Here is a 19,606-nt window from a genome sequence, read left to right as displayed (position 1 = left end):
CGAACAACATCAGCGCATACCCACAAACGATTTGCCCAGTTGGGCACCGGTAAGGGTACACTTCCCACCATCGAAAATCTCAACCGGAGGGAAGGAATCATGTCCGAGTCGGCGTATCGTGAAATGTGGGAGAATCTTGACCTGGACCTTGAGGCGCACGACGGGCTGCTTGAGGTGCTGGGCAAGTTTTACGGAGATATTTTCATGTCCCAGCAGGGACGTTTGAGCGGGGCCGAATACCTCGACTTCGTACTGTCCGAAGTCCACGGCCTGCGCATCAAGGAGATTCAGGACGCCAAAGCCGAGGGCAAGAAGATCATCGGCACGTTCTGCGTCTTCGTGCCCGAGGAGCTGACCCTTGCGGCGAATGCCGTGCAGGTCGGCCTCTGTTCCGGCGCGGACGCGGGCAAGGAACAGGCCGAACAGCTTGTCCCGAGAAACACCTGCGCGCTCATCAAGTCGTTCATCGGCTTCAAACTGGCAAAACTCTGTCCGTTCACAGAATCCTGCGACATGATCGTGGGCGAGACCACCTGCGACGGCAAGAAGAAGGCCTATGAAGCCTTTGGCGAGCACGTGGACAACCTCTATGTGATGGAAGTGCCGCAGCGTAAGGACGAGGCGGACCGCAAGCTCTGGAAGTCGGAAGTCCTGCGCTACAAGGACGCTCTGGAAAAGCTGACCGGCGTGGAGATCACTGCCGAGCGCCTGAAGGAAGGCATCCGCATTGTCAATGAAAAACGCCGCGCCCTGCAACGCCTGAACGCCCTGCGCGCCGCCGTGCCCACACCCATCTCCGGCCGTGACGTGCTGCTGGTCAATCAGATCAGCTTCTACGACGATCCGGTCCGCTTCACCGCCAAGATCAATGAACTCTGCGACGAAATTGAAGGTCGCATCGCCCGCAAGGAAGGCGTGGTTTCGGAAAAGACACCGCGTGTCATGCTGGCTGGCTGCCCCATGGCCGTGCCCAACTGGAAGCTGCCGTGGCTGGTGGAAAGCTCCGGTGCGGTCATCGTGGGCGAGGAATCCTGCATCGGCACCCGCAACTCCCGAGACCTCGTGGACGAGTCCGGCCAGACCGTGGAGGAAATGCTCGACGCCATCGCCGATCGTTACATGAACATAGACTGTGCCTGCTTCACGCCCAACGACGAACGGCTGGACAATGTGGAGTCCATGGCAAAGGAGCTGAACGCCGACGGTGTCATCCAGTACGCGCTCATGTTCTGCCAGCCTTACACCCACGAGGCCATCAAGGTGGAAAAAAGGCTCTCGGGCAAGGATATTCCCTCGCTCGCCATTGAGACCGACTATTCCATGGAAGACGCCGAACAGCTCAAGACGCGTGTTGAGGCGTTTCTGGAGATGCTCTAGCGATGATCGCCGGAATCGACATCGGCTCCCGCTCCATGGAGCTGGTGCTCATGCGTGACAATACGGTGGTGGAGCAGCGCACGCTGCCCACCACCTTCGACCCGCTGCGCCAGCTTGAGCGGCTGTTGGAAGGTGTGAAACCGGAAACCTGCGTGGCGACCGGATACGGGCGCGAACTTGTCCGGGAAGCCGGTCTTCCCTGCGAGGTTCATACCGTCACCGAGATCAAGGCCCACGCCGCAGGCATGCACTATCTGCAGCCCGAGGCACGCACCGTACTGGACATCGGCGGACAGGACACCAAGGCCATCTCCATAACCGAGACGGGCAAGGTCAGAAAGTTCGAGATGAACGACCGCTGCGCAGCCGGGACAGGAAAATTCCTCGAATACACCGCCGGAGTCTTCCAGATTCCCGTGGAGGATTTCGGCGCTTATGCGCTCAGGGGCGACAATCCGCCGGTGATTAACAGCATGTGCACGGTGTTCGCCGAGACCGAGGCCACCTCACTCATGGCCCGGGGAGCGCGGCCCGAGGACATCGCCCTCGGCCTTCACATGGCCATCGCCCGCCGCACCATGAATATGCTGCGCCGTGTGGGGCTGACTTCTCCGGTGGCCTTTGCCGGAGGCGTTGCAAGAAACCCCTGCATGGCGGAACTGCTTCGTCGTGACCTGACAAGGGAGCAGGGAGAACTCCTCGTTCCCGACGCCCCGGAAATGACCGGCGCGCTCGGAGCCGCACTGCTCGCATAAGACAATCGAAACGTTTGACCGTACTCAATGTCGACACCATCAGGTGTCGACATTATTTTTGCGCAAGACCTGTATAAGACGCTTTTTGAGACGTTACGATTGTGTTACGCTGGATATAATTTCTTAGCTCTTATCCCGAGGAGGCGACATGATAAGCCGATTTCTGGACAACCTTCCCATGGCAGGCAAGCTAGGCGCGGGATTCGGGCTGGTCTGCCTGATCTTTTTGGCAGCCCTCTTCGCGTACCGCCTGACGTTGCAAACTGTCAGCTCCGACTACGACACCCTCCTCTCGCAACCCGCCCGATCCATGGCGCTGGCGCGAGGCATCGAAAACGACATGCTGCAGGCCCGGCGCTCCGAAAAGGATTTCCTTGCCAGAAAGGATCTCAAGTATGTGGACAAGGTTGCGGCCAGTGTTGGACAGGTTGCCGAAAAGGCCGAGAAGCTCAAGGCCGTCCAGCAAGCCTCGGGCAACGAGCAAGGCGTGCGGGATGCAGAGGCCATCAGCCAGTACATTGCAGCCTACCAAAAGGCGTTCGCGGCCACTGTCGCCGCATGGCAACGCCGGGGGCTCGATCACGAATCCGGACTTCAGGGCGCGCTTCGCGGAGAGGTCCATGCTCTTGAGGAGACCCTCGGCAAGGTGGACGAACAGCTTTCGAGCTACGCGTCCCGTGACGTGATGGTTGAGATGCTCATGCTTCGCCGCCACGAAAAGGACTATCTGCTTCGTGGACTCGACAAGTATGTGGACAAGACAAACAAGCGACTCGACGTTCTTCGTGAAAAGACCTCCCTGCTGCCTGTCTCCGGACAGGAAAAGACCGGGATGACCAGCCGTCTTGACGCATATGACAAGGCATTCAACGCCCTCGTGAAGGAAGACACCGTCATCGCCACGAACATCGCGGCGCTGCGCGAGCAGGTTCACAAGATCGAACCGCTGGTTGCCTCGGTGGTGGAACGCGCTAACAAGCGCATGGCGACCATGGAGCAGGAGACCATCGCCAGCGCAGAGACAGGGCAGCAATCCGCAGCGGCCATGGGCGGGATTTCACTGGTTGCGGCTGTGCTCATCACCATATTCACCACACGCCGCATCACGGTACCGCTCAACAAGGGGGCCGGATACGCCGGGCGTGTGGCGCAAGGCGACCTGACCGAAACCTTTGAAACGAATCGCCACGACGAGATCGGCAGGATAACCGGAGCGCTCTCCGAAATGGGCAACCGCCTGAAGGATGTCATCGCGGCCATTCAGGAGTCCGTCGCATCCGTGGCCGCCGGAAGCGAAGAGCTCAGCGCCTCGTCGGAAAACCTGTCGCAAGGGTCCACGGAACAGGCGGCTGCCGTTGAAGAGGTGTCCGCGAGCATTGAACAGCTCATGGCCAACATACGGCAGACCACGGACGCTGCAAACCGCACCGAGGCCATTGCGGTCAGCAACGCCCAGGACGCCACCAAGGGCGGCACGATCATCAATGACGCCGTGGAGTCCATGCACAAGATCGCGGAACGCATCACCATCATCGAGGATATCGCACGGCAGACGAACCTTCTGGCCCTGAACGCGCCATCGAGGCGGCCCGTGCAGGCGAAGCCGGAAAGGGTTTTGCCGTGGTGGCGGCAGAGGTTCGCAAGCTGGCGGAGCGAAGCGGCATTGCAGCCGGGGAAATCAGCGAGCTTTCAACGGAGTGCGTCACCATTGCCGAGCAGGCGGGAGACCTCTTCGAACACATGATTCCCGAAATCAGCCGCACGGCGGACATGATCAAGGAGATAACCGGAGCAAGTGACGACCAGAACCATGGCATTGAACAAATCGCCAAAGCTGTGGGTCACATGGATCAGGCCATCCAGAGCAACGCGTCCGCTGCGGAGGAGCTTGCAGGCACTTCGGAAACGCTCTCCCAGCAGGCAGAGGAGCTGCAGGAGGCCATTGCCTACTTCCGGGTGGACGCGCCGCGCAGGCACGCCATGCCGCAACAGGCGCTTCCCGCATAACCGCTCATTCCGCCCCGGATATCCGGGGCGGAATGCATTGATTATTATGGTCTTCATTTTTATCGGCACATGTTGTACCGTTTCGCGGATACTCCGGGCGCCTCGTCCAAACCGGCGCACCCAGCGGGCCAACAAGCGCACAGGTACGGGCCGCCCCTGCCTTGCAGGACGCTTCGACCATCAGTCCTAAAATGATGTCATCAGGGCCTCAGGAATCCTACCTGCTGGACAGAAAGGGGGACAGCATGTCCAGAATCATAGCGGTTGCCGCACTTTTCATCCTTCTCACAACTGCCTTTGCCGCGGCCGAGCCGCTCAGGGTGGCAACGGAAGGCGCTTACCCGCCCTTCAACTACATAGACGAAAACGGAGAACCGGCAGGTTTCGACGTGGAAATGGCAAAGGCCATCTGCACCGCACTTTCCCGAAAATGCGAGATAGTCGTCGTGCCATGGAATGACATCATCACGCGTCTTGTTAAGGGAGACTACGACATGGTGGTCGCCAGCATGGCCAAGACACCGGAACGGGACAAGCTTATCGACTTCACCGACCATTACTACCGCTCCAGAAGCAATTTTGTCGGCGAAGCGGGGCGCTTCCCTCAGGCCACGCCCGAGGTGCTGACGGGGCGCACAATCGCGGCACAGAAAGGAACCGTTCAGGAGAACTACCTTTACGAGCATTACGGCACCAGCAACATCCGGTCCGCAGGAACCACCAAGGAAGCCTTTGACCTGCTGGTGGCCGGAGAAGTGGACGCCGTCCTTTCCGACAGCCTGACCATTTACGAATTTCTGCAGACCCCCAGAGGCCGCACCTTTGACTTCATCGGCTCCGCCCTGCCCGCATCTGACGTGAGCAGCTTCTCCCACATAGCCGTGGCCGAAGGCAATGACGAACTGTGCAAACAGATAAACCACGCACTCAAGCGACTTCGCGCCGAAGGGACCTATGACCGTATCAACAAGAAGTACTTTCCCTTCAGTATCTACTGATCATTATGGCTGATCCGCGATCATCAAAAAAACATTCCAAAAGCGGACTCATGCCCATGGCGACCCGCTACCTTGCGGTCGTTGCCACACTGCTGCTGCTTTTCGGGCTTATCATCGTCAAGTCCCTGAACAGCATCAACTCACTCTCCGTGGATACCCGGGACAACGTGCTGCAAGCCGTCTCCGACAACCTCCGCACCGCCATCAACCTTGAAAAGCTCTTTCGTTTCGCCCAGATCATCTACCGCAGCCCCGACCCGCTGGAACGCCGACGGTTCATGCTCGCGTCCCACGTCCTTTCGCAGGACGCGGCGTTCGAGCGCAATCAGGCCATTACGGACATCGTCCGCAAGACTGCGGAACAGTTGCGGGAAATCCACGCACTGCGCGGCAGGCAGACCATGATAATGCGCAGGGCCCGAGTCGGCCTTGAAACAATGCAGGCCGAAAATCCTTCGTTTCCCAAGGGGGTCGACCCCATACCGGCAATGGCAAGGGCCATATACACTGACAATGACACGGAATTCTATGAATCCATAGAGCAACTCAAAGAGCTGCTCGGCAATCCCGCGTTGAAAGGGGGAGCGAAACAAACCCTGCTCCGGGATTTCGTGGAAAACCTCGAGACCCACCGGGCGCAGGAAAACCGGCTCAAATCCCTGTGGCACGCCATCTCGACGCAGCTCGACAGGACCATCGGGCAGCTTTCCATCCGAACGGTTCAGACCGCCTCGGAACGGTTCACGGTCATCGCCAGCAAGGCCGAGCAGGCATTCTACCTTGGGGCGGCCTGTTTCATCCTGATTTCCGCCTCGCTGGTTTCCATCATCTTTCTCATACGCCGCGACATTCTCCGCCCGGTCCTCAACTCGGTAACGATTCTGGATCAGGTCCAGCAGGGCAAAACGCCCGACGCCTTTCCCGGAGCGCGACTCCGTGAACTGGACGACATCGGTCGGGCGGTGGAACGTTCGGCTCGCCTGATGCGGCAGATCGCCGAACGCACCGAAGAGTTGGAGAAAACGAACGCCGCGCTGGTGCGCGAAATATCCGAACACCGCAAGACCGAACGACAGCTTGCCGCCGCCAAGGCCTCGGCGGAAGCGGCGGGACGAGCCAAGAGCGACTTTCTGGCAGGCATGAGTCATGAAATCCGTACACCCATGAACTCGATTCTCGGCATGGCGGAACTGATGCTCGAGACCGACCTGACCAAGCAACAGCGTCGATACATCGACACCTTCAAATCGTCCAGCGAACTGCTCCTCGGCATCCTCAATGACGTTCTGGACTTCTCCAAGATCGAAGCCGGGCAGCTTCAGCTTGCCGAAGAAACCGTCAACATAAGAACCTGCATTGAAGAGGTCGCCAACATCATTCGCGACAAGGTGAAAAAAAAGGGCTTGGCCTTTCAGGAGTTCGTTGCGCCGGATGTCCCCGACGCTGTGGTCGCCGACAGGGTCCGGCTCAGTCAGATTCTGCTCAACCTGCTCGACAACGCAGTCAAGTTCACCGAACAAGGCCACGTAGAGCTTTCGATCAGCACCGAGCCGCATGAAAAGGACGGCATGCTCAACCTGTCTTTCGCTGTCTCGGACACCGGAATCGGGATACCGCAGCATATGCAAAACGCCATTTTCGGGCGCTTTACACAGGCGGACGCCTCCACGACGCGAAAATACGGCGGGTCCGGCCTCGGGCTGGCCATATGCAGAGCACTGGCCGATCTCATGGGCGGCTCGCTCATATTGGACTCCAACGAAGGCGAAGGAACCCGCGTACTGCTCAGGGCACCCTTTGAAATTGCCGCCGCGCCAGAGGGATCCAAAAGGCCGGACAAGGAAAACGTCAAAGCCATTGAAGCGCAAATACGTAAAAGGAAGCCCACCATCCTCGTCGCCGAGGACTCGGACAGCAACCGTGGCCTGCTGGAATTGTTCATGCAAAACTGCGTGGAGCGTATCGACTTTGCAGAAAACGGCGTCGAGGCCGTGGCGCTCTACCGCACCAGCGAATACGACCTCGTGCTCATGGACATCCAGATGCCCGAAATGGACGGCTACGGGGCCACCCGGATGATCCGGGCCATTGAAAAGGAAGACCGCCGCACGCAAACACCCATCGTCGCCCTGACAGCCAACGCCATGCAAGACGATGAACGGCGCTGCCTTTCCGTGGGCTGCGATTTCTACCTCTCCAAACCGGTAAGCAAGCTCGCCCTGTTGCAGACAATTCGCAACCACCTGGGTTGATCCAACCAGTCAGGACGCCTATACTGCCCTCTTCAACCAAGCAAGGAGGCAGTAATGGACAAGATCATAGACGTACATTTCCCCGGCGGCATGAAGGTCGGGGCAACCATGAACGGACACGAAGTCATCACCGACCTTCCCACGGACGAAGGCGGCGAGAACAGCGCCCCCACCCCGTTCGACTTTTTCATGATCTCGCTGGCGACCTGTGCAGGCGTGTACGCCAATCGCTTCTGCATCAACCACGAGATTCCAACGGACGGGCTCTCCATCAAGGCGCGATGCGAGATGGCCGACGGCAAGCCGCGCATGGAGCGCATGGTGCTGGACATCACCCTGCCGGACGGGTTTCCGGAAAAGCTGCGCAAGCCCCTTCTGCGAACCGTGGATCAGTGTACGGTGAAGAAAAACGTGCTGGAAGCGCCTGAATTCGCGATGGAATTCACCAACTAGAGCGCGCGCTCCAGAATCTCTTGCAACTCTTTGCGCGTCAACTCCACCGGGTTGCCGCGCATGCTGCTGGCCTTTGAGGCGGCGTCGACCATGGGGGCGATGTCCGCCTCGGCCATGCCCAGCTCGCCCAGCGTCGGAATGGCCATGTCACGACACAGGTCGGCCACCATGGCCACCCCGTCGTCCACATCTGCTTCCGCACTCCCGCACAGCAGCCACGCTGCGCCCGCATAGGCCGCCAGACGGTCCGAACCGGAGTCCCGCTCCCGCAGGGCCCTGATGTTCACTTCCATCACATGCGGCAGAAGCGCCGCGCAGACCGCTCCGTGCGGCGCCTTGTACCGTCCGCCGATGGGAGCCGCAAAACCGTGAACAGCACCAAGCCCCGCATTCGCCAGCGCCATGCCGGAAAGCAGTGAGGCATATGCCATGTCCTCACGAGCCTGCATGTCATCCGGATCATGATAGGCCCTTGGCAGCGCGTCGGCGGCACGGGCCAGCCCGTCCCGGCAAAAGGGGTCGGTCATTGGCGTGGCCTTTTTCGAGACCAACGCCTCAAGAAGCTGGGTCAGGGCGTCCATGCCGGTGGCTGCCGTGACCGAAGGAGGCATGGTCGCCGAAAGCTCGGGGTCCACCAGCGCCACCTCGGAAATCATCATGTGTGAGCGCATGCTGACTTTCACTCCATGCTCCGGCGAAAGCAGCACTGCGTTCGCCGTGGCCTCGGCCCCGGTCCCGGCCGTGGTGGGCACCGCGATGTATGGAGCCGGGCGATGCGCAATCGAATGTCCCTTTCCCACCACTTCAAGGTAGTCGAGCAATTCCCCCTCGTTGGTCAGAAGCGCGGACACGGCCTTGCCCGCGTCCATGACACTGCCGCCACCGATGCCGACGACGACATCGCAGCCGGCCTCCCTCGCCCTGGCGGTCATCTCCATGACGACCTGCGTGTCAGGCTCACCCGCCACGCTCAGCAGAAGCGGCTTCAGACCAACGGCTTCAAGCTGCTCGACAAGCCCTGAATGCCGCTTGGGGTTTGCTCCGGTAACGACACAGGCTCGGTCGCCTCGGGCTGAAGCGATCTCCGCAAGCTGCGAGGCTCGGCCTCGACCAAAGATGATGGAACCGGGCGCGGAAAAGGTGAAACGCATATGGATTTCCTCCGATTTCGAGAAGAGAATTCAATGGGTAATGATTGCCATTTCTTCAGGCAATGCTATGGTATCGGTCGTACCCCATGAACCCGACACCGGGCAAGCGTCCGGTCTGCAAGGAGCACGCATGAGCCGCAACAAGATCGAACGATACATGTCCCGCGAAGAGCTTCCCGCCTTTCTGAGGGAACTTGCCGACGCCCTTGAAGGCAAGGCAGCGGACGGGATGGAGTGTCCCGAGGATTTCACAAAACTGAAGCTCACGGCCAAGGAGCGCTACGGCAAGATGGAGGTGAAGGTCAAAGCCGCCCCCGGCAACATGGAGGTCTGCCTCGGCAGCGAGGATACGCCGATGGAGCCTGCCGCTTCCAAGGACGAAAAGCCTTCGTACAAGACTCTCAAGAAGCGCATGAAAGGCAGCTTCAAAATGATATTCCGCATGATTCACGATGACACCATGCCGCCCAAAGAGGCCGTGGATGAGTTCCTTGCGGACTCGAAGCTCATGGTCGACTATCCGGGGTACGGCGACGAGTATTACGACGAATACACCGAAGTCTGCGACGCATTCGCAGCCGCCTATGAGGCCGAAGACATGCCGGAACTGCACAAAACCGTGGACATGATCCAGTCCCTCTACAGCCACTGCCACGCCCGCTACAAATAAAAAAACCGCATGAAGCCATGCCTTCATGCGGAAAGACGCTCGCTTTTGGGAGCTCAGATGACCATGTTCGCATACAGTTCGTCGAGAATCATGCTCTTGTCGAACGGCTTGACGATGTAGCAGGTGGCAAAGGTATCGAAAAATGCTTTGCTGACGTTCTTGCTGTCCGCCAGCGAGGTGATCATCACCAGCTTGAATGCGCCGCCGCCCTCGGCGATCTCTTCGGAACGGAGCTTCTCGGCAACTTCATGACCATCCATGCCCGGCATGAGAATGTCCATGAAAACAGCCTCGTAGGGTTCCCCCTCTTCTCTGGCCTTGCGGAACATGTCCACCGCCTCCTGCCCGGTCATGGCAGAATCGCACTCGGCATACGGCGCAAGCATATTCTTGAGGTACACATGAATGGATTCATCATCATCCACGATCAGAAAACGCATCTTCCACCCCTCTTCATACAGTCTTTCATGCGTAACGGAACCTGAACGTAACACGCCCGACGTTTGAGACAACGCCGGGCCACATTATTTTGTCTTCTCTATACGTTCTGAGCCGATTCTATAAATCCGCGCCCCACTTCTTGAGCGCGGCCATGCCGCCGCGAATGACCTGAACGTCCTTCACACCCTTGTGCTCAAGCATGATCTGGGCCTCGTAAGCGCGGGCGCCAGTGTTGCAGACCAGCACGATGGCCTTGTCCTCCGGCACTTCTTCGAAACGCTTGTAGATTTCGCCCTGCGGGATGTTGCACCAGTGGTCCGGAAACTTTTCCATGAACGGCTTTGCGTCCGGGGTTTCGCGGCAGTCGAGGAAGCAGTAATCCCCGGTCTCGCGCTCGTCCCAAAGCTCCACGAATCCCTGCGGCCCCACGCCGCGGTTGATACCGCGCTCGTCGTTGTCCGCCATGTTCGCCACGGAATTGAGCACGTCCATGGCTGCGGAGAACGGCGGCGAATACGCAAGCTCCATGGTGGAAAGCTCGTCGATGGTCAGGCCGTATTTCATGGCAGCGGCTACTGCGTTAACACGGCCCACCATGGCGTCTCCCGAGCTGCCGAAGCCCTGAATGCCGAGCACCTTGCGGTTCCGCGCTCGTAGACCAGCTCAAGCGTCATCAGGTCCTTGGTGGGATAGAAATGTGCACGGTCGAGCTGCACCAACAAGACGCTGGCCGCGTCAAATCCCGATGCCTTGGCCGTGTCGAGGCTCATGCCGGTTCCGGCAAGCGATGTCTCGAACGTCTTGACCACAAAGGAACCGAGCACGCCGTCGAACTTGGAACTGCCGCCGGCAAGGTTGTCGCCGATGATGCGGCCCTGCCTGTTGGCCATGGAGCCGAGCGGCAAAAACATGGGCTGGTTGGTCAACAGATTCCTGACCACCACGCAGTCACCGCCGGAGAAAATGGCGGGGTCGTTGGTGCGCATGGTCTCGTCAACCATGATGCCGCCGCGCTCGTGACACTCCAGACCGGACTCACGGGCCAGTTGGTCGTTGGGGATGACGCCCACGGAGACGATAACGCATTCGGCCTCAATGGTCCGCTTGTCGGTAATGACGCGCTGCACCCGGCCTTCGCCCTCGATGGCCTTGACGGTCTCGCCGAGGTGGAAAACCACGCCCTGTTCTTCCATGTGGTTCTGGGCCATCCTGGCCAGGTCCGGGCTTACAAGCCTCGGCATGATCTGGTCGAAAATCTCCACTACGGTGGTGTCCACGCCCCACATGTCGGTGAACGCCTCTGCCATTTCAAGGCCGATGAACCCTGCGCCGATAACCACGGCGCTGCCGACCTTGCCCTTGGCAATGGCATCCTTGATGTCCGTGGCGTCATGGGGATTGGAGACGTAATGGACGCCTTCAAGGTCTTCGCCGGGCAGGTTCAGACTGCGCGGGGTCGCGCCGGTGGCAACCACAAGCTGATCGTAATCAAGCTCGCCGGTCTCGCCGGTGTCGAGGTTTTCCCAGTAAACCTTCTTGGCGTCCCGGTCGATCTTCACGGCCTTGGTGCGGGTCATGACGTCAACGCCCTTCACGTCCTTGAAGAACGGCACGTCGCGCACCATGTGGAAGCTGGTGGTCATGAGCTGGGTCTCGTCGGAGACCTCGCCGGAGACATAATAGGGAATGCCGCAGCCGCCGTAGGAAATCACGTCGCTCATGTCGAGCATGGTCACACGGGACCCCGGCTCCAGCCTCTTGAAACGACAGGCGGCCTTGGGCCCGAGCGCCACGGCGCCTATGACTACTACATGTTGGGACATATCTGCTCCATCCGGTTTGACGGTTCAGGAAATCAGTTCATGAAATCCCGGATGCTTTCGCCCAGTCGGGCGATGCCTTCCTCGATCCGTTCGGGATCGGCATTGGAAAAGTTGAGCCGCAAGGTGTTGTCTCCCCCGCCGTTTGCGTAAAACGGCGACCGGGAACGAACGCGACCTTGCGCTTAATGGCGACGTCGAAGAGGTCCATGGAGGAACACCCTTCCGGAAGCGTGACCCAGAGGAACATGCCGCCCTCGGGCCGAGTGAACTCCACGCCCTTGGGAAAATGCCGCTCGATCATCTCGACCATCACCTTGCGGTGTGCACCGTAGGTCTCGCGGATGGCTTCAACGTGCTCGTCTATGGCGTTGTTCTCAAGGTAATTACGCATGATGGCCTGCGCAACCGTGCTTGTGTGCAGGTCGGACGCCTGCTTGGCAACAACGAGCTTGTCGCGCACGGGGCCGGGGGCCACCACCCAGCCGATGCGGAATCCCGGCGCGGCGATCTTGGAAAACGAACCGTTCAGCAGCCCCGGCTTCTTTCGGAAGGAGTACACCGGCGGCAGGTGCTCGCCCATGAAGCGCAGTTCTCCGTACGGGTCGTCTTCGACGAACACCACATCGTATCTGTCCAGCAGTTCGGCCACGGCCTTGCGCTTTTCAAGGCTGTAGCTCACACCGGACGGGTTCTGGAAGTTCGGCACTGCGTAAAAAAGCTTGGCACCGGCCTTGAAAGTCTCCTCAAGCGCGGCAAGGTCCGGGCCGTCGTCCTCCAGCGGGACGGTCACGAACGTCGGCTCGAATACGGAGAACGACTGGATGGCGCCGAGGTATCCGGGCGCCTCGATGGCAACGATGTCACCCTTGTCCAGAAAGACCTTGCCCGCGATGTCGAGGCACTGCTGCGAACCGGTGGTGACGAGGATTTCGTCCGGGTCCACGGTGACACCCTTTTTGGCATAACGCTCAGCAATGATGGACCGCAGGACAGGGTCGCCCTCGGTGGTCGAATACTGCAGGGACGCCGGGCCGTTCATGGCGCTCAGCACCTCGCCCGCCGCCGCTTCCATGGCAGGGACCGGGAACATACGGGGGTTCGGCAGCCCACCGGCGAACGATATGATCGACGGGTCGGCCGTGACTTTCAGAATTTCCCGGATGAACGAACGATGCACCGTCTGCATCCGGGCGGCAAATCTGCCCTCCATTGCCATTCTCCTTTTTCCTGTAGGGGAATTACTCCCATTCTTGATATAGCGCAAGGCCGGATGAAACAATCCGGGAATGAAACCATGAACGCCACCGAATTTCCAGCGATAAATCAGTCGGTGCGCAATGGTGCCAGATGCGCGGAGTGCCGCCGCAATTCTGTACCGTATCGACACAGAGGAAAACAAAAAGGCCCCGTCCCGGAAGGGACGAGGCCTTTACATTCATTTGAGCCCGTCTAGCTGACCTTGCAGCCGGGAGAGACCTCCGCGCTCGGGGTCAAGAGCTGCATGTCATCACCGTTCTTCACGGCCAGAATCATGCCCTGCGAGAGCTGCTTGCGGAGTTTGCGGGGCTTGAGGTTGGTGACGACCACCACCTGCCTGCCCTTGAGGTCTTCCGGGGAGAAGAAATCTGCCAGTCCGGCAACGACCTGTCTCGGTTCCTCCTCGCCCACCTCGACCTTCACCAACAGAAGCCGGTCCGCATCGGGGTGTTTTTCCACATCGAGGACGGTACCGACGCGCATGTCCACCTTGGTGAAGTCTTCGAACTCGATGTACTCGCCGTTCTGGCTTTCGTCGGCTTTTTTCTTTTTCTTGGACTTCTTGTCGGTGTTCTCTTCCTTGACGGGCTTGGCGGGCTCCGGCTCGGGCATTTCCACACGCGGGAACAGGTTGGATGTCTTGTCCACGGTGGAGCCGGACTCAAGCAGTCCCCAGACGTCGATCTCCTTGGAGAGGTCCACCTTGCGGGGGTCGAAGCTGATGCCGAGCTGCTCCAGCATCTGCTCGGAGGCTGCGGGCATTACCGGCCAGAGGTGCACGGCGATTTTACGCATATTCTCAAGAAGCACGTAGATCACCGTGGAAAGGCGGTCCATGTCGTTCTCTTTCTTGAGTGCCCACGGCGCAGTGACGTCGATGTATTTGTTCAGACCGCGAACCAGCTCCCAGAGGCCTTCAAGGGCACGGGAGAATTTGAACTCGTCGAACATGGCCTGATAGGTCTTCATGGCGTCGCGGCCGATCTTCTTGATCTCCGCGTCCTCGATCTCCTCGTTCACCGGGGTCGGGACCTCGCCGCCGAAGTACTTGTGCGTCATCGACAGGGTGCGGTTGAAGAGGTTGCCGAGGTCATTGGCGAGGTCTGCGTTCAGGCGGCCAACAAGCGCCTCTTCGGAGAAGGACGCATCCTGCCCGAAAGACATCTCGCGCAGCAGAAAATAGCGGAAGGCGTTGATGCCGTAAGTGTCTTTCATCTTAAGCGGTTCGACAACGTTGCCGAGAGATTTGGACATCTTGGTGTCCTTGATGAGCCAGTACCCGTGCACGTTGAGGTGTTGGTACGGCTCCACTCCGGCAGCCTTGAGCATGGTGGGCCAGAAGATGGCGTGGGGCTTCAGGATGTCCTTGGCCACCAGATGGTTTGCGGCGGGCCAGAACTCCTTGTAATTCTCCCCGTCCGGGTAATCGAGCGCGGTCAGGTAGTTAATGAGCGCGTCGAACCAGACGTAGGTCACGTAGTCCTTGTCGAAGGGCAGCTCGATGCCCCAGGTCAGCCGGGACTTGGGCCGGGAGATGCACAGGTCTTCAAGCGCGCCGGAATCCAGCAGGCTCAGGACTTCGTTGCGATAGCGCTCGGGACGGATGAAATCAGGATTCTTCTGGATGTGATCCTTCAGCCAGTCCTGATACTTGGACATCTTGAAGAAATAGTTCTTCTCGGAAATGTATTCGGGCTTGGTCTGGTGGTCGGGACACTTGCCGTCCACCAGTTCCTTTTCCGTGTAGAAGCGTTCGCAGCCATAACAGTAGTGGCCGCCGTACTCACCGAAATATATGTCGCCGGAGTCGTAGACCTTTTGAAGAATGTCCTGCACGGTTTTCACGTGCCGTTTCTCAGTGGTGCGGATGTAATCGTCATTCTCGCACATAAGATCGGGCCAGAGCGCCTTGAACTCCGCGGAGATGCCGTCAACATATTCCTGTGGGGACATGTTGTTGTTTTCCGCAGCCTGTACGATCTTGTCGCCGTGCTCGTCAGTGCCGGTGAGGAAGAAGGTCTCCCGGGCCATGAGCTTGTTGAATCGCGTCATGGAATCGGCAACGATGGTGGTATACGCGTGTCCCAGGTGCGGACGGGCGTTCACATAATAAATCGGTGTCGTAATGTAGAAAGGTTCCAAGTCATTCGCTCCTGCTGGCTCTTCAGCCATGCATGCCTGTTATTCTTCGTTCTTCTTTTTTGCCGGACGGCGGCCTTTTCTGCGCTTGGGCCTGCGGCGGGGCGGACGCGATTTGCGCCCGTCATCGGAGCGCTTCTTGCGTGCTGGCTGACCGGACTTTCCGTCTGATTCTGCCTTGCCCCCCTTGCCTTCGGGCGCAGGCTTGCCTTCGCCACCGTCTTCGCGAGTCGGCTTGCGACGGGGCTTGCGCTGCTGGGGGGCCTCCTTGCCGGACGGCCCCTTGTCGCGCCTGGGCGGCCGTTTGCGGGGTTCGCGCTGTTCCTTCGGAGCGGGCTTGGGAGCCGGTGCCCCCTCAACGCTTCCAACGGGCTTGTTGACAATTTCCTTCCACTCGTCAAGGGAGATTTCCCTCTCCTCATTGCCTTCGAGCAGAACACTCAGGCTTTTCTTGAAGAAATTCGCACGCAGCACCTTGGCCTGACCAAAGGCCGTGGAGTACCGCTTGCCCACTTTGGGCGACTCGCGGTTGAACTCCTCATAGCCCTCCTGCTCATAGCTCAGGCAACACATGAGGCGGCCGCAGATGCCGGAAATTTTCGTGGGATTGAGGAAGAGGTTCTGCTCCTTGGCCATCTTGATGGTCACGGGAGCGAACTTGCGCAGGAAGCGGCGGCAGCAGCAGAGCTGGCCGCAATTGCCGATGGCCCCGAGCATCTGGGTCTCGTGCCGGACCCCGATCTGCCGAAGCTCGATGCGGGTGCGGTACTCGCGCACGAGGTCCTTGATGAGCTCGCGAAAATCGATACGGCCCGGAGCGGTGAAATAGAAAATCATCTTGGAGCGGTCAAAGAAGACTTCGACCTCGACCAGCTTCATGTCGAGACTGCGCTTCTTGATGCACTTGCGACAGTACTCGAAGGCATCCTTGGCAAGAGCCTTGTTTTCCTTGACCGTTTCGGCGTCTTCGTCGTTGGCAAGCCGGTAGATAGGCTTGATCTCGTCGTCGATCTCACCATCCGGCGGAGCCTGTTTGATCTGCACCACGTCGCCGAAGCCCATGCCCTGCTCGGTCTTGACGATGACCTGCTGGCCTTCGCGCACCACATAGGGGCCTGACGAAAAATAGTAGACCTGCCCGTAGTCGCTAAACTTAATTCCTAAAATCTGACTCATATGGATAATCCCGCGCTCGTCCCGGCGGGGTGGGGTCGATTGTGTTCAAGGCGGACAATGTAGTGGAAAAACGCCGGAACATCAAATGACAAACGCCGCGGCGAAACGGCGCGGCGTTGCTTGGGAATACGGACAAGACGGCTTTCTAGGAAAGGACGCCGAGGCTCTTCAGCTCCCCGAGCAGCTTTTCCTCGTCGATGGGCTTGACCAGATACGAGGTCGCCCCGCCAAGGAAGAACGCATCATGGGTTTCCTTATTGTCGTCGAGCATGGTGGTGACGATGACCTTGGCCTCGTTTTGCTGGTGCACGCCGTGCTCGCTTTCGATGGAGCGAATCTCCTTGAGCGCTTCCTGACCATCCAGTTCGGGCATGAGCAGATCGAGACACACGACACTGTACGGTTCTCCGCGCTGAAGACCGGCCCGGAAGGCCTCGATGGCTTCCTCGCCGTTCACCGCAATGTCGCAGGTGGCATAGGGCCTCAGGATCTCATGAATCATGTTGCGGCTGTAAAAGTCATCATCCACGATAAGGACTTTCATCGTGCTCCTCCTGTCAGAAAAGAATCGAACTCATGGCCTAGCACGGGTAGTACACTCGCGCCCCAAGGAAATCAAGAAGTTAAAGACGGATGACCACGTCCGCAGCCATGGCGAAACAGTCCATCCGCAATTCCCTGTCGCGAATCTCGGAACGGCAGGACTCCACTATCTCCGCCACCTCCCCGTCATACCGCGACGCACCGTGATGAAACAACCCGAGCGCCCTGACGCCAGCCTTTTCCGCGAGGTCAACAGCTTCAAGCCAATGGGAGTGCCCCCACTGACGATGGGCGGGGTACTCCTCAGGCAGATACTCAGCATCATGCACCAGCAAATCCGCGTTTTTTGCGAATTCTGCATAGCCGTCCAGCGTCAGGCCGCCATCGTGCTGATACGAAAGCTCATTGTCGGTGAGGAAAACGAACGACTTTCCGTTCTCCTCAAAGCGGTAGCCGGAGCCGCCACCGGGATGACTGAGCGGAACGGCGGTCACGGCAATATTTCCAAAATGCCCGCTTCCCTCAAATGGACAAAATTCCATCCCTTTGGAAAACTCGGCAAACGGAACCGGGAAGTACGGTGGAGACACGACGTTGTTCAACACTTCCTCGGTGGTGACTCCGGGAAGGGGGTCGCCGTTGATGCGCACGGCAAAATGGTGTGGAGCTCTGAAAAACGGCAGGCCCATGAGATGGTCCCAATGGAAATGCGTGAAGAAGAGGTCGCAGTCGGGAACGCCCTCGTCTACAAGGCGCTTGCCGAGCCTGCGGATTCCGGTTCCGGCGTCGATGATGAGCACCCTGCCATCCGAGTCGCGCACTTCGATGCAGCAGGTATCCCCGCCGAACCTGTCGAACCGCGTCCCGGAGACGGCGATGCCACCTCGCGCGCCCCAGCACCTGACAATCATCCGCAACCCCCCGCTTGTTAAACGCCTGCCTATGCTCCCGCTTCCGCCAACTTGATGAAAATTCTCGCCTGATCCACCTCGTGGTCCAGATCGCCAAGCTCTTCAGCCACTTCGGCGAGAGATCCTCCCAACCTTTCGGCTATGGCCGGGGAGAACTCCTGCACCTCAAAGTCGCCAGCGGAACCGAAGGCAAACCGCTTCACGATCTCGTTGGCGGCGTGAACGCAGACGACAACCGAACTTCCCGTGGAGGCCGACGGCACATGATGGTACCGGACGGCCTCGGCGACCAGCGGTGGCAGCCCCCACTTCCGGGCAAGCATGAAGCCCGTTTCGGAATGGGTGGTTCCGAGCACCTCGCTTTCGGCATCAGCCAGTGCACATCCGGGTTCTGCCGCCATTTTAAGCACTTGCCCAAACTCCTCACCCATGAAAAGCGCATGGACCAGCTTTCCTATATCATGCAATACGCCCGCAAGGAAGAACTCGGAGCTTTCTTCCACGGACGCGCCCTGACGTTCGGCGATGAGTCTTGCGCAAACACCGGTGGCCAGAGAGTGCAACCAGAATTCGGCAGGGTCGAGGCCGGTCATGCTGCGCACCGGGAACGCGCCCACTGCGCCAAGGCCGATGGCGACGTTTCGTAGCGTGTCCGTGCCGACAAAGACCGCTGCCCGCTGCAACGACGCCGCGTCTTCTTCCATGGAACAAAACGGTGAATTGATCAGCCGGAGCAGTTTGAGACTGAAGACCGGGTCCTTGCCGAGGATGCCCAAAAGCTCCATCGAGGAACAATCGCGTTCGCATCCCATATTGAGCATGGCGTCCACCGTCTTAGGCAGCGCCGGAACCATGTCAACAGCCCGCAGTATGGTTTCAGTCGAGGTCATCAGATTTCCATCCTCATATTAATCCTGATTGACCAGTACCTTAATAAACAGGAAGAAACAACTGCATACGCCCGTTTTTCCGATTCGATACAGCGGTTTCTATACGCAAAGCTCCCATATCGTCATCCCAGCACAGCCAAGCCGCACCGTCTATGTCCGTACGCAATATCAAAGCCCCGACATCACGCAATGCACCAAGCACCGAAGGGTGGGGAAATCCGTAGCGGTTATCACGCCTGCATGAGATGAGCCCTATCTCCGGACCAACGGCGGGCACGATCATTTCCGGCGAACTGCCCTTGCTGCCATGGTGCGGCATGACCAGCACCTGCGACTTCATCGACACGCCTGAACGCAGAATATCGCTGATGGCCTTCTGTTCAATGTCGCCTGTCAACAAGGCAAGCACCCTGTCGTTCCATTCGAGCCTCAGGACCAAGGAGCTGTCGTTGGAGTTGTATCCCGAGACATTTCCGGGATGAAGGACACGCAGAACCGCACCGCGACCAAGAGTGATTGCATCCCCGGACTGCATATCGATCCGGGGGATTCCGCGCGCATCAAGAGCTTCATGATCCGTGCGCCCGCCACACCGTCCGGCGCGTCACCGTTGCCGATGAAACGGTTCACGGCAAACCGCTCCACGATCCACGCCAGCCCACCCATGTGGTCGTTGTCCGCATGGGTCATGACCACTGCGTCGAGACGCGGCGGCCGACCGCTCGCCAGATACGGCCCCACCACGGCCCTACCGATGTCGAAG

15 protein-coding genes and 4 pseudogenes are annotated in these 19,606 nt (G+C 59.1%); 8 read left to right on the top strand and 11 right to left on the bottom strand.

Annotation, left to right across the window (positions count from 1 at the left end; all coding sequences use genetic code 11):
- The first annotated feature begins 99 nt into the window (after positions 1 to 99).
- The 7 genes and pseudogenes from JCM12178_RS04990 (at position 100) to JCM12178_RS04960 (ending at position 7,842) form a co-directional block, all read left to right on the top strand.
- The gene (locus JCM12178_RS04990) at positions 100 to 1,377 is read left to right on the top strand and encodes a double-cubane-cluster-containing anaerobic reductase (RefSeq protein ID WP_054649308.1); all 1,278 of its coding nucleotides are present in this window, start codon (positions 100 to 102) and stop codon (positions 1,375 to 1,377) included.
- A gap of 2 nt (positions 1,378 to 1,379) precedes the next feature.
- Positions 1,380 to 2,132, top strand: coding sequence for an acyl-CoA dehydratase activase (locus tag JCM12178_RS04985; RefSeq protein ID WP_054649306.1), 753 nt, complete (start codon positions 1,380 to 1,382; stop codon positions 2,130 to 2,132).
- Between the two features lie 148 nt (positions 2,133 to 2,280).
- A pseudogene (locus JCM12178_RS20660) lies at positions 2,281 to 3,315 on the top strand (methyl-accepting chemotaxis protein); the annotation flags it as partial.
- Positions 3,316 to 3,663: 348 nt separating this feature from the next.
- A pseudogene (locus JCM12178_RS18600) lies at positions 3,664 to 4,091 on the top strand (methyl-accepting chemotaxis protein); the annotation flags it as partial.
- Between the two features lie 293 nt (positions 4,092 to 4,384).
- Positions 4,385 to 5,137 (top strand): transporter substrate-binding domain-containing protein, encoded by a 753-nt coding sequence (locus tag JCM12178_RS04970; RefSeq protein WP_054649300.1) that lies wholly within the window; start codon positions 4,385 to 4,387, stop codon positions 5,135 to 5,137.
- Positions 5,138 to 5,193: 56 nt separating this feature from the next.
- Entirely contained in the window at positions 5,194 to 7,389 is a 2,196-nt protein-coding gene (locus JCM12178_RS04965; RefSeq protein WP_172677069.1) for an ATP-binding protein, read from the top strand.
- 54 nt (positions 7,390 to 7,443) lie between these two features.
- Positions 7,444 to 7,842, top strand: a complete 399-nt coding sequence (locus JCM12178_RS04960; protein WP_054649296.1) for an OsmC family protein — start codon at positions 7,444 to 7,446, stop codon at positions 7,840 to 7,842.
- Here the strand turns inward: JCM12178_RS04960 and JCM12178_RS04955 are convergent.
- Positions 7,839 to 8,993, bottom strand: coding sequence for an iron-containing alcohol dehydrogenase (locus tag JCM12178_RS04955; RefSeq protein ID WP_054649294.1), 1,155 nt, complete (start codon positions 8,991 to 8,993; stop codon positions 7,839 to 7,841). The two genes, JCM12178_RS04960 and JCM12178_RS04955, sit on opposite strands and share 4 nt — an antisense overlap.
- Positions 8,994 to 9,123: 130 nt before the next feature.
- On the opposite strand from JCM12178_RS04955, the gene JCM12178_RS04950 reads away from it, so the two are divergent.
- Entirely contained in the window at positions 9,124 to 9,663 is a 540-nt protein-coding gene (locus JCM12178_RS04950) for a GAK system XXXCH domain-containing protein (protein WP_054649292.1), read from the top strand.
- Between the two features lie 53 nt (positions 9,664 to 9,716).
- On the opposite strand, the gene JCM12178_RS04945 is transcribed toward JCM12178_RS04950, so the two are convergent.
- The 10 genes and pseudogenes from JCM12178_RS04945 to JCM12178_RS04900 form a co-directional block, all read right to left on the bottom strand.
- Entirely contained in the window at positions 9,717 to 10,103 is a 387-nt protein-coding gene (locus tag JCM12178_RS04945) for a response regulator (RefSeq protein ID WP_054649290.1), read from the bottom strand.
- Positions 10,104 to 10,221: 118 nt separating this feature from the next.
- Positions 10,222 to 11,927 (bottom strand): annotated as a pseudogene (locus JCM12178_RS04940) (FAD-dependent oxidoreductase).
- Positions 11,928 to 11,959: 32 nt separating this feature from the next.
- Positions 11,960 to 13,137, bottom strand: a pseudogene (locus JCM12178_RS04935) (aminotransferase-like domain-containing protein).
- Positions 13,138 to 13,376: 239 nt separating this feature from the next.
- Positions 13,377 to 15,326 (bottom strand): methionine--tRNA ligase, encoded by a 1,950-nt coding sequence (gene metG / locus JCM12178_RS04930; protein ID WP_054649288.1) that lies wholly within the window; start codon positions 15,324 to 15,326, stop codon positions 13,377 to 13,379.
- A gap of 39 nt (positions 15,327 to 15,365) precedes the next feature.
- Positions 15,366 to 16,499, bottom strand: a complete 1,134-nt coding sequence (locus JCM12178_RS04925; protein ID WP_054649286.1) for a PSP1 domain-containing protein — start codon at positions 16,497 to 16,499, stop codon at positions 15,366 to 15,368.
- Positions 16,500 to 16,644: 145 nt separating this feature from the next.
- Entirely contained in the window at positions 16,645 to 17,043 is a 399-nt protein-coding gene (locus tag JCM12178_RS04920) for a response regulator (protein WP_054649284.1), read from the bottom strand.
- A 79-nt stretch (positions 17,044 to 17,122) separates the two neighbouring features.
- On the bottom strand, positions 17,123 to 17,953 hold the full coding sequence (locus tag JCM12178_RS04915) for an MBL fold metallo-hydrolase (protein ID WP_054649282.1): 831 nt from the start codon (positions 17,951 to 17,953) through the stop codon (positions 17,123 to 17,125).
- A gap of 29 nt (positions 17,954 to 17,982) precedes the next feature.
- The gene (locus JCM12178_RS04910; protein ID WP_054649280.1) at positions 17,983 to 18,843 is read right to left on the bottom strand and encodes an HDOD domain-containing protein; all 861 of its coding nucleotides are present in this window, start codon (positions 18,841 to 18,843) and stop codon (positions 17,983 to 17,985) included.
- Positions 18,844 to 18,883: 40 nt separating this feature from the next.
- Positions 18,884 to 19,282, bottom strand: coding sequence for a ComEC/Rec2 family competence protein (locus JCM12178_RS04905; protein WP_054649278.1), 399 nt, complete (start codon positions 19,280 to 19,282; stop codon positions 18,884 to 18,886).
- Positions 19,273 to 19,606 (bottom strand): MBL fold metallo-hydrolase (locus JCM12178_RS04900; protein WP_054649276.1); only part of this gene is annotated, 334 nt, incomplete at its 5' end. The genes JCM12178_RS04905 and JCM12178_RS04900, both read right to left, overlap by 10 nt.

Origin of the sequence: Salidesulfovibrio brasiliensis JCM 12178 (genome assembly GCF_001311825.1) — a bacterium.
Lineage (GTDB): Bacteria > Desulfobacterota > Desulfovibrionia > Desulfovibrionales > Desulfovibrionaceae > Pseudodesulfovibrio > Pseudodesulfovibrio brasiliensis.
This window is presented reverse-complemented; position numbering and strand designations above follow the sequence as displayed.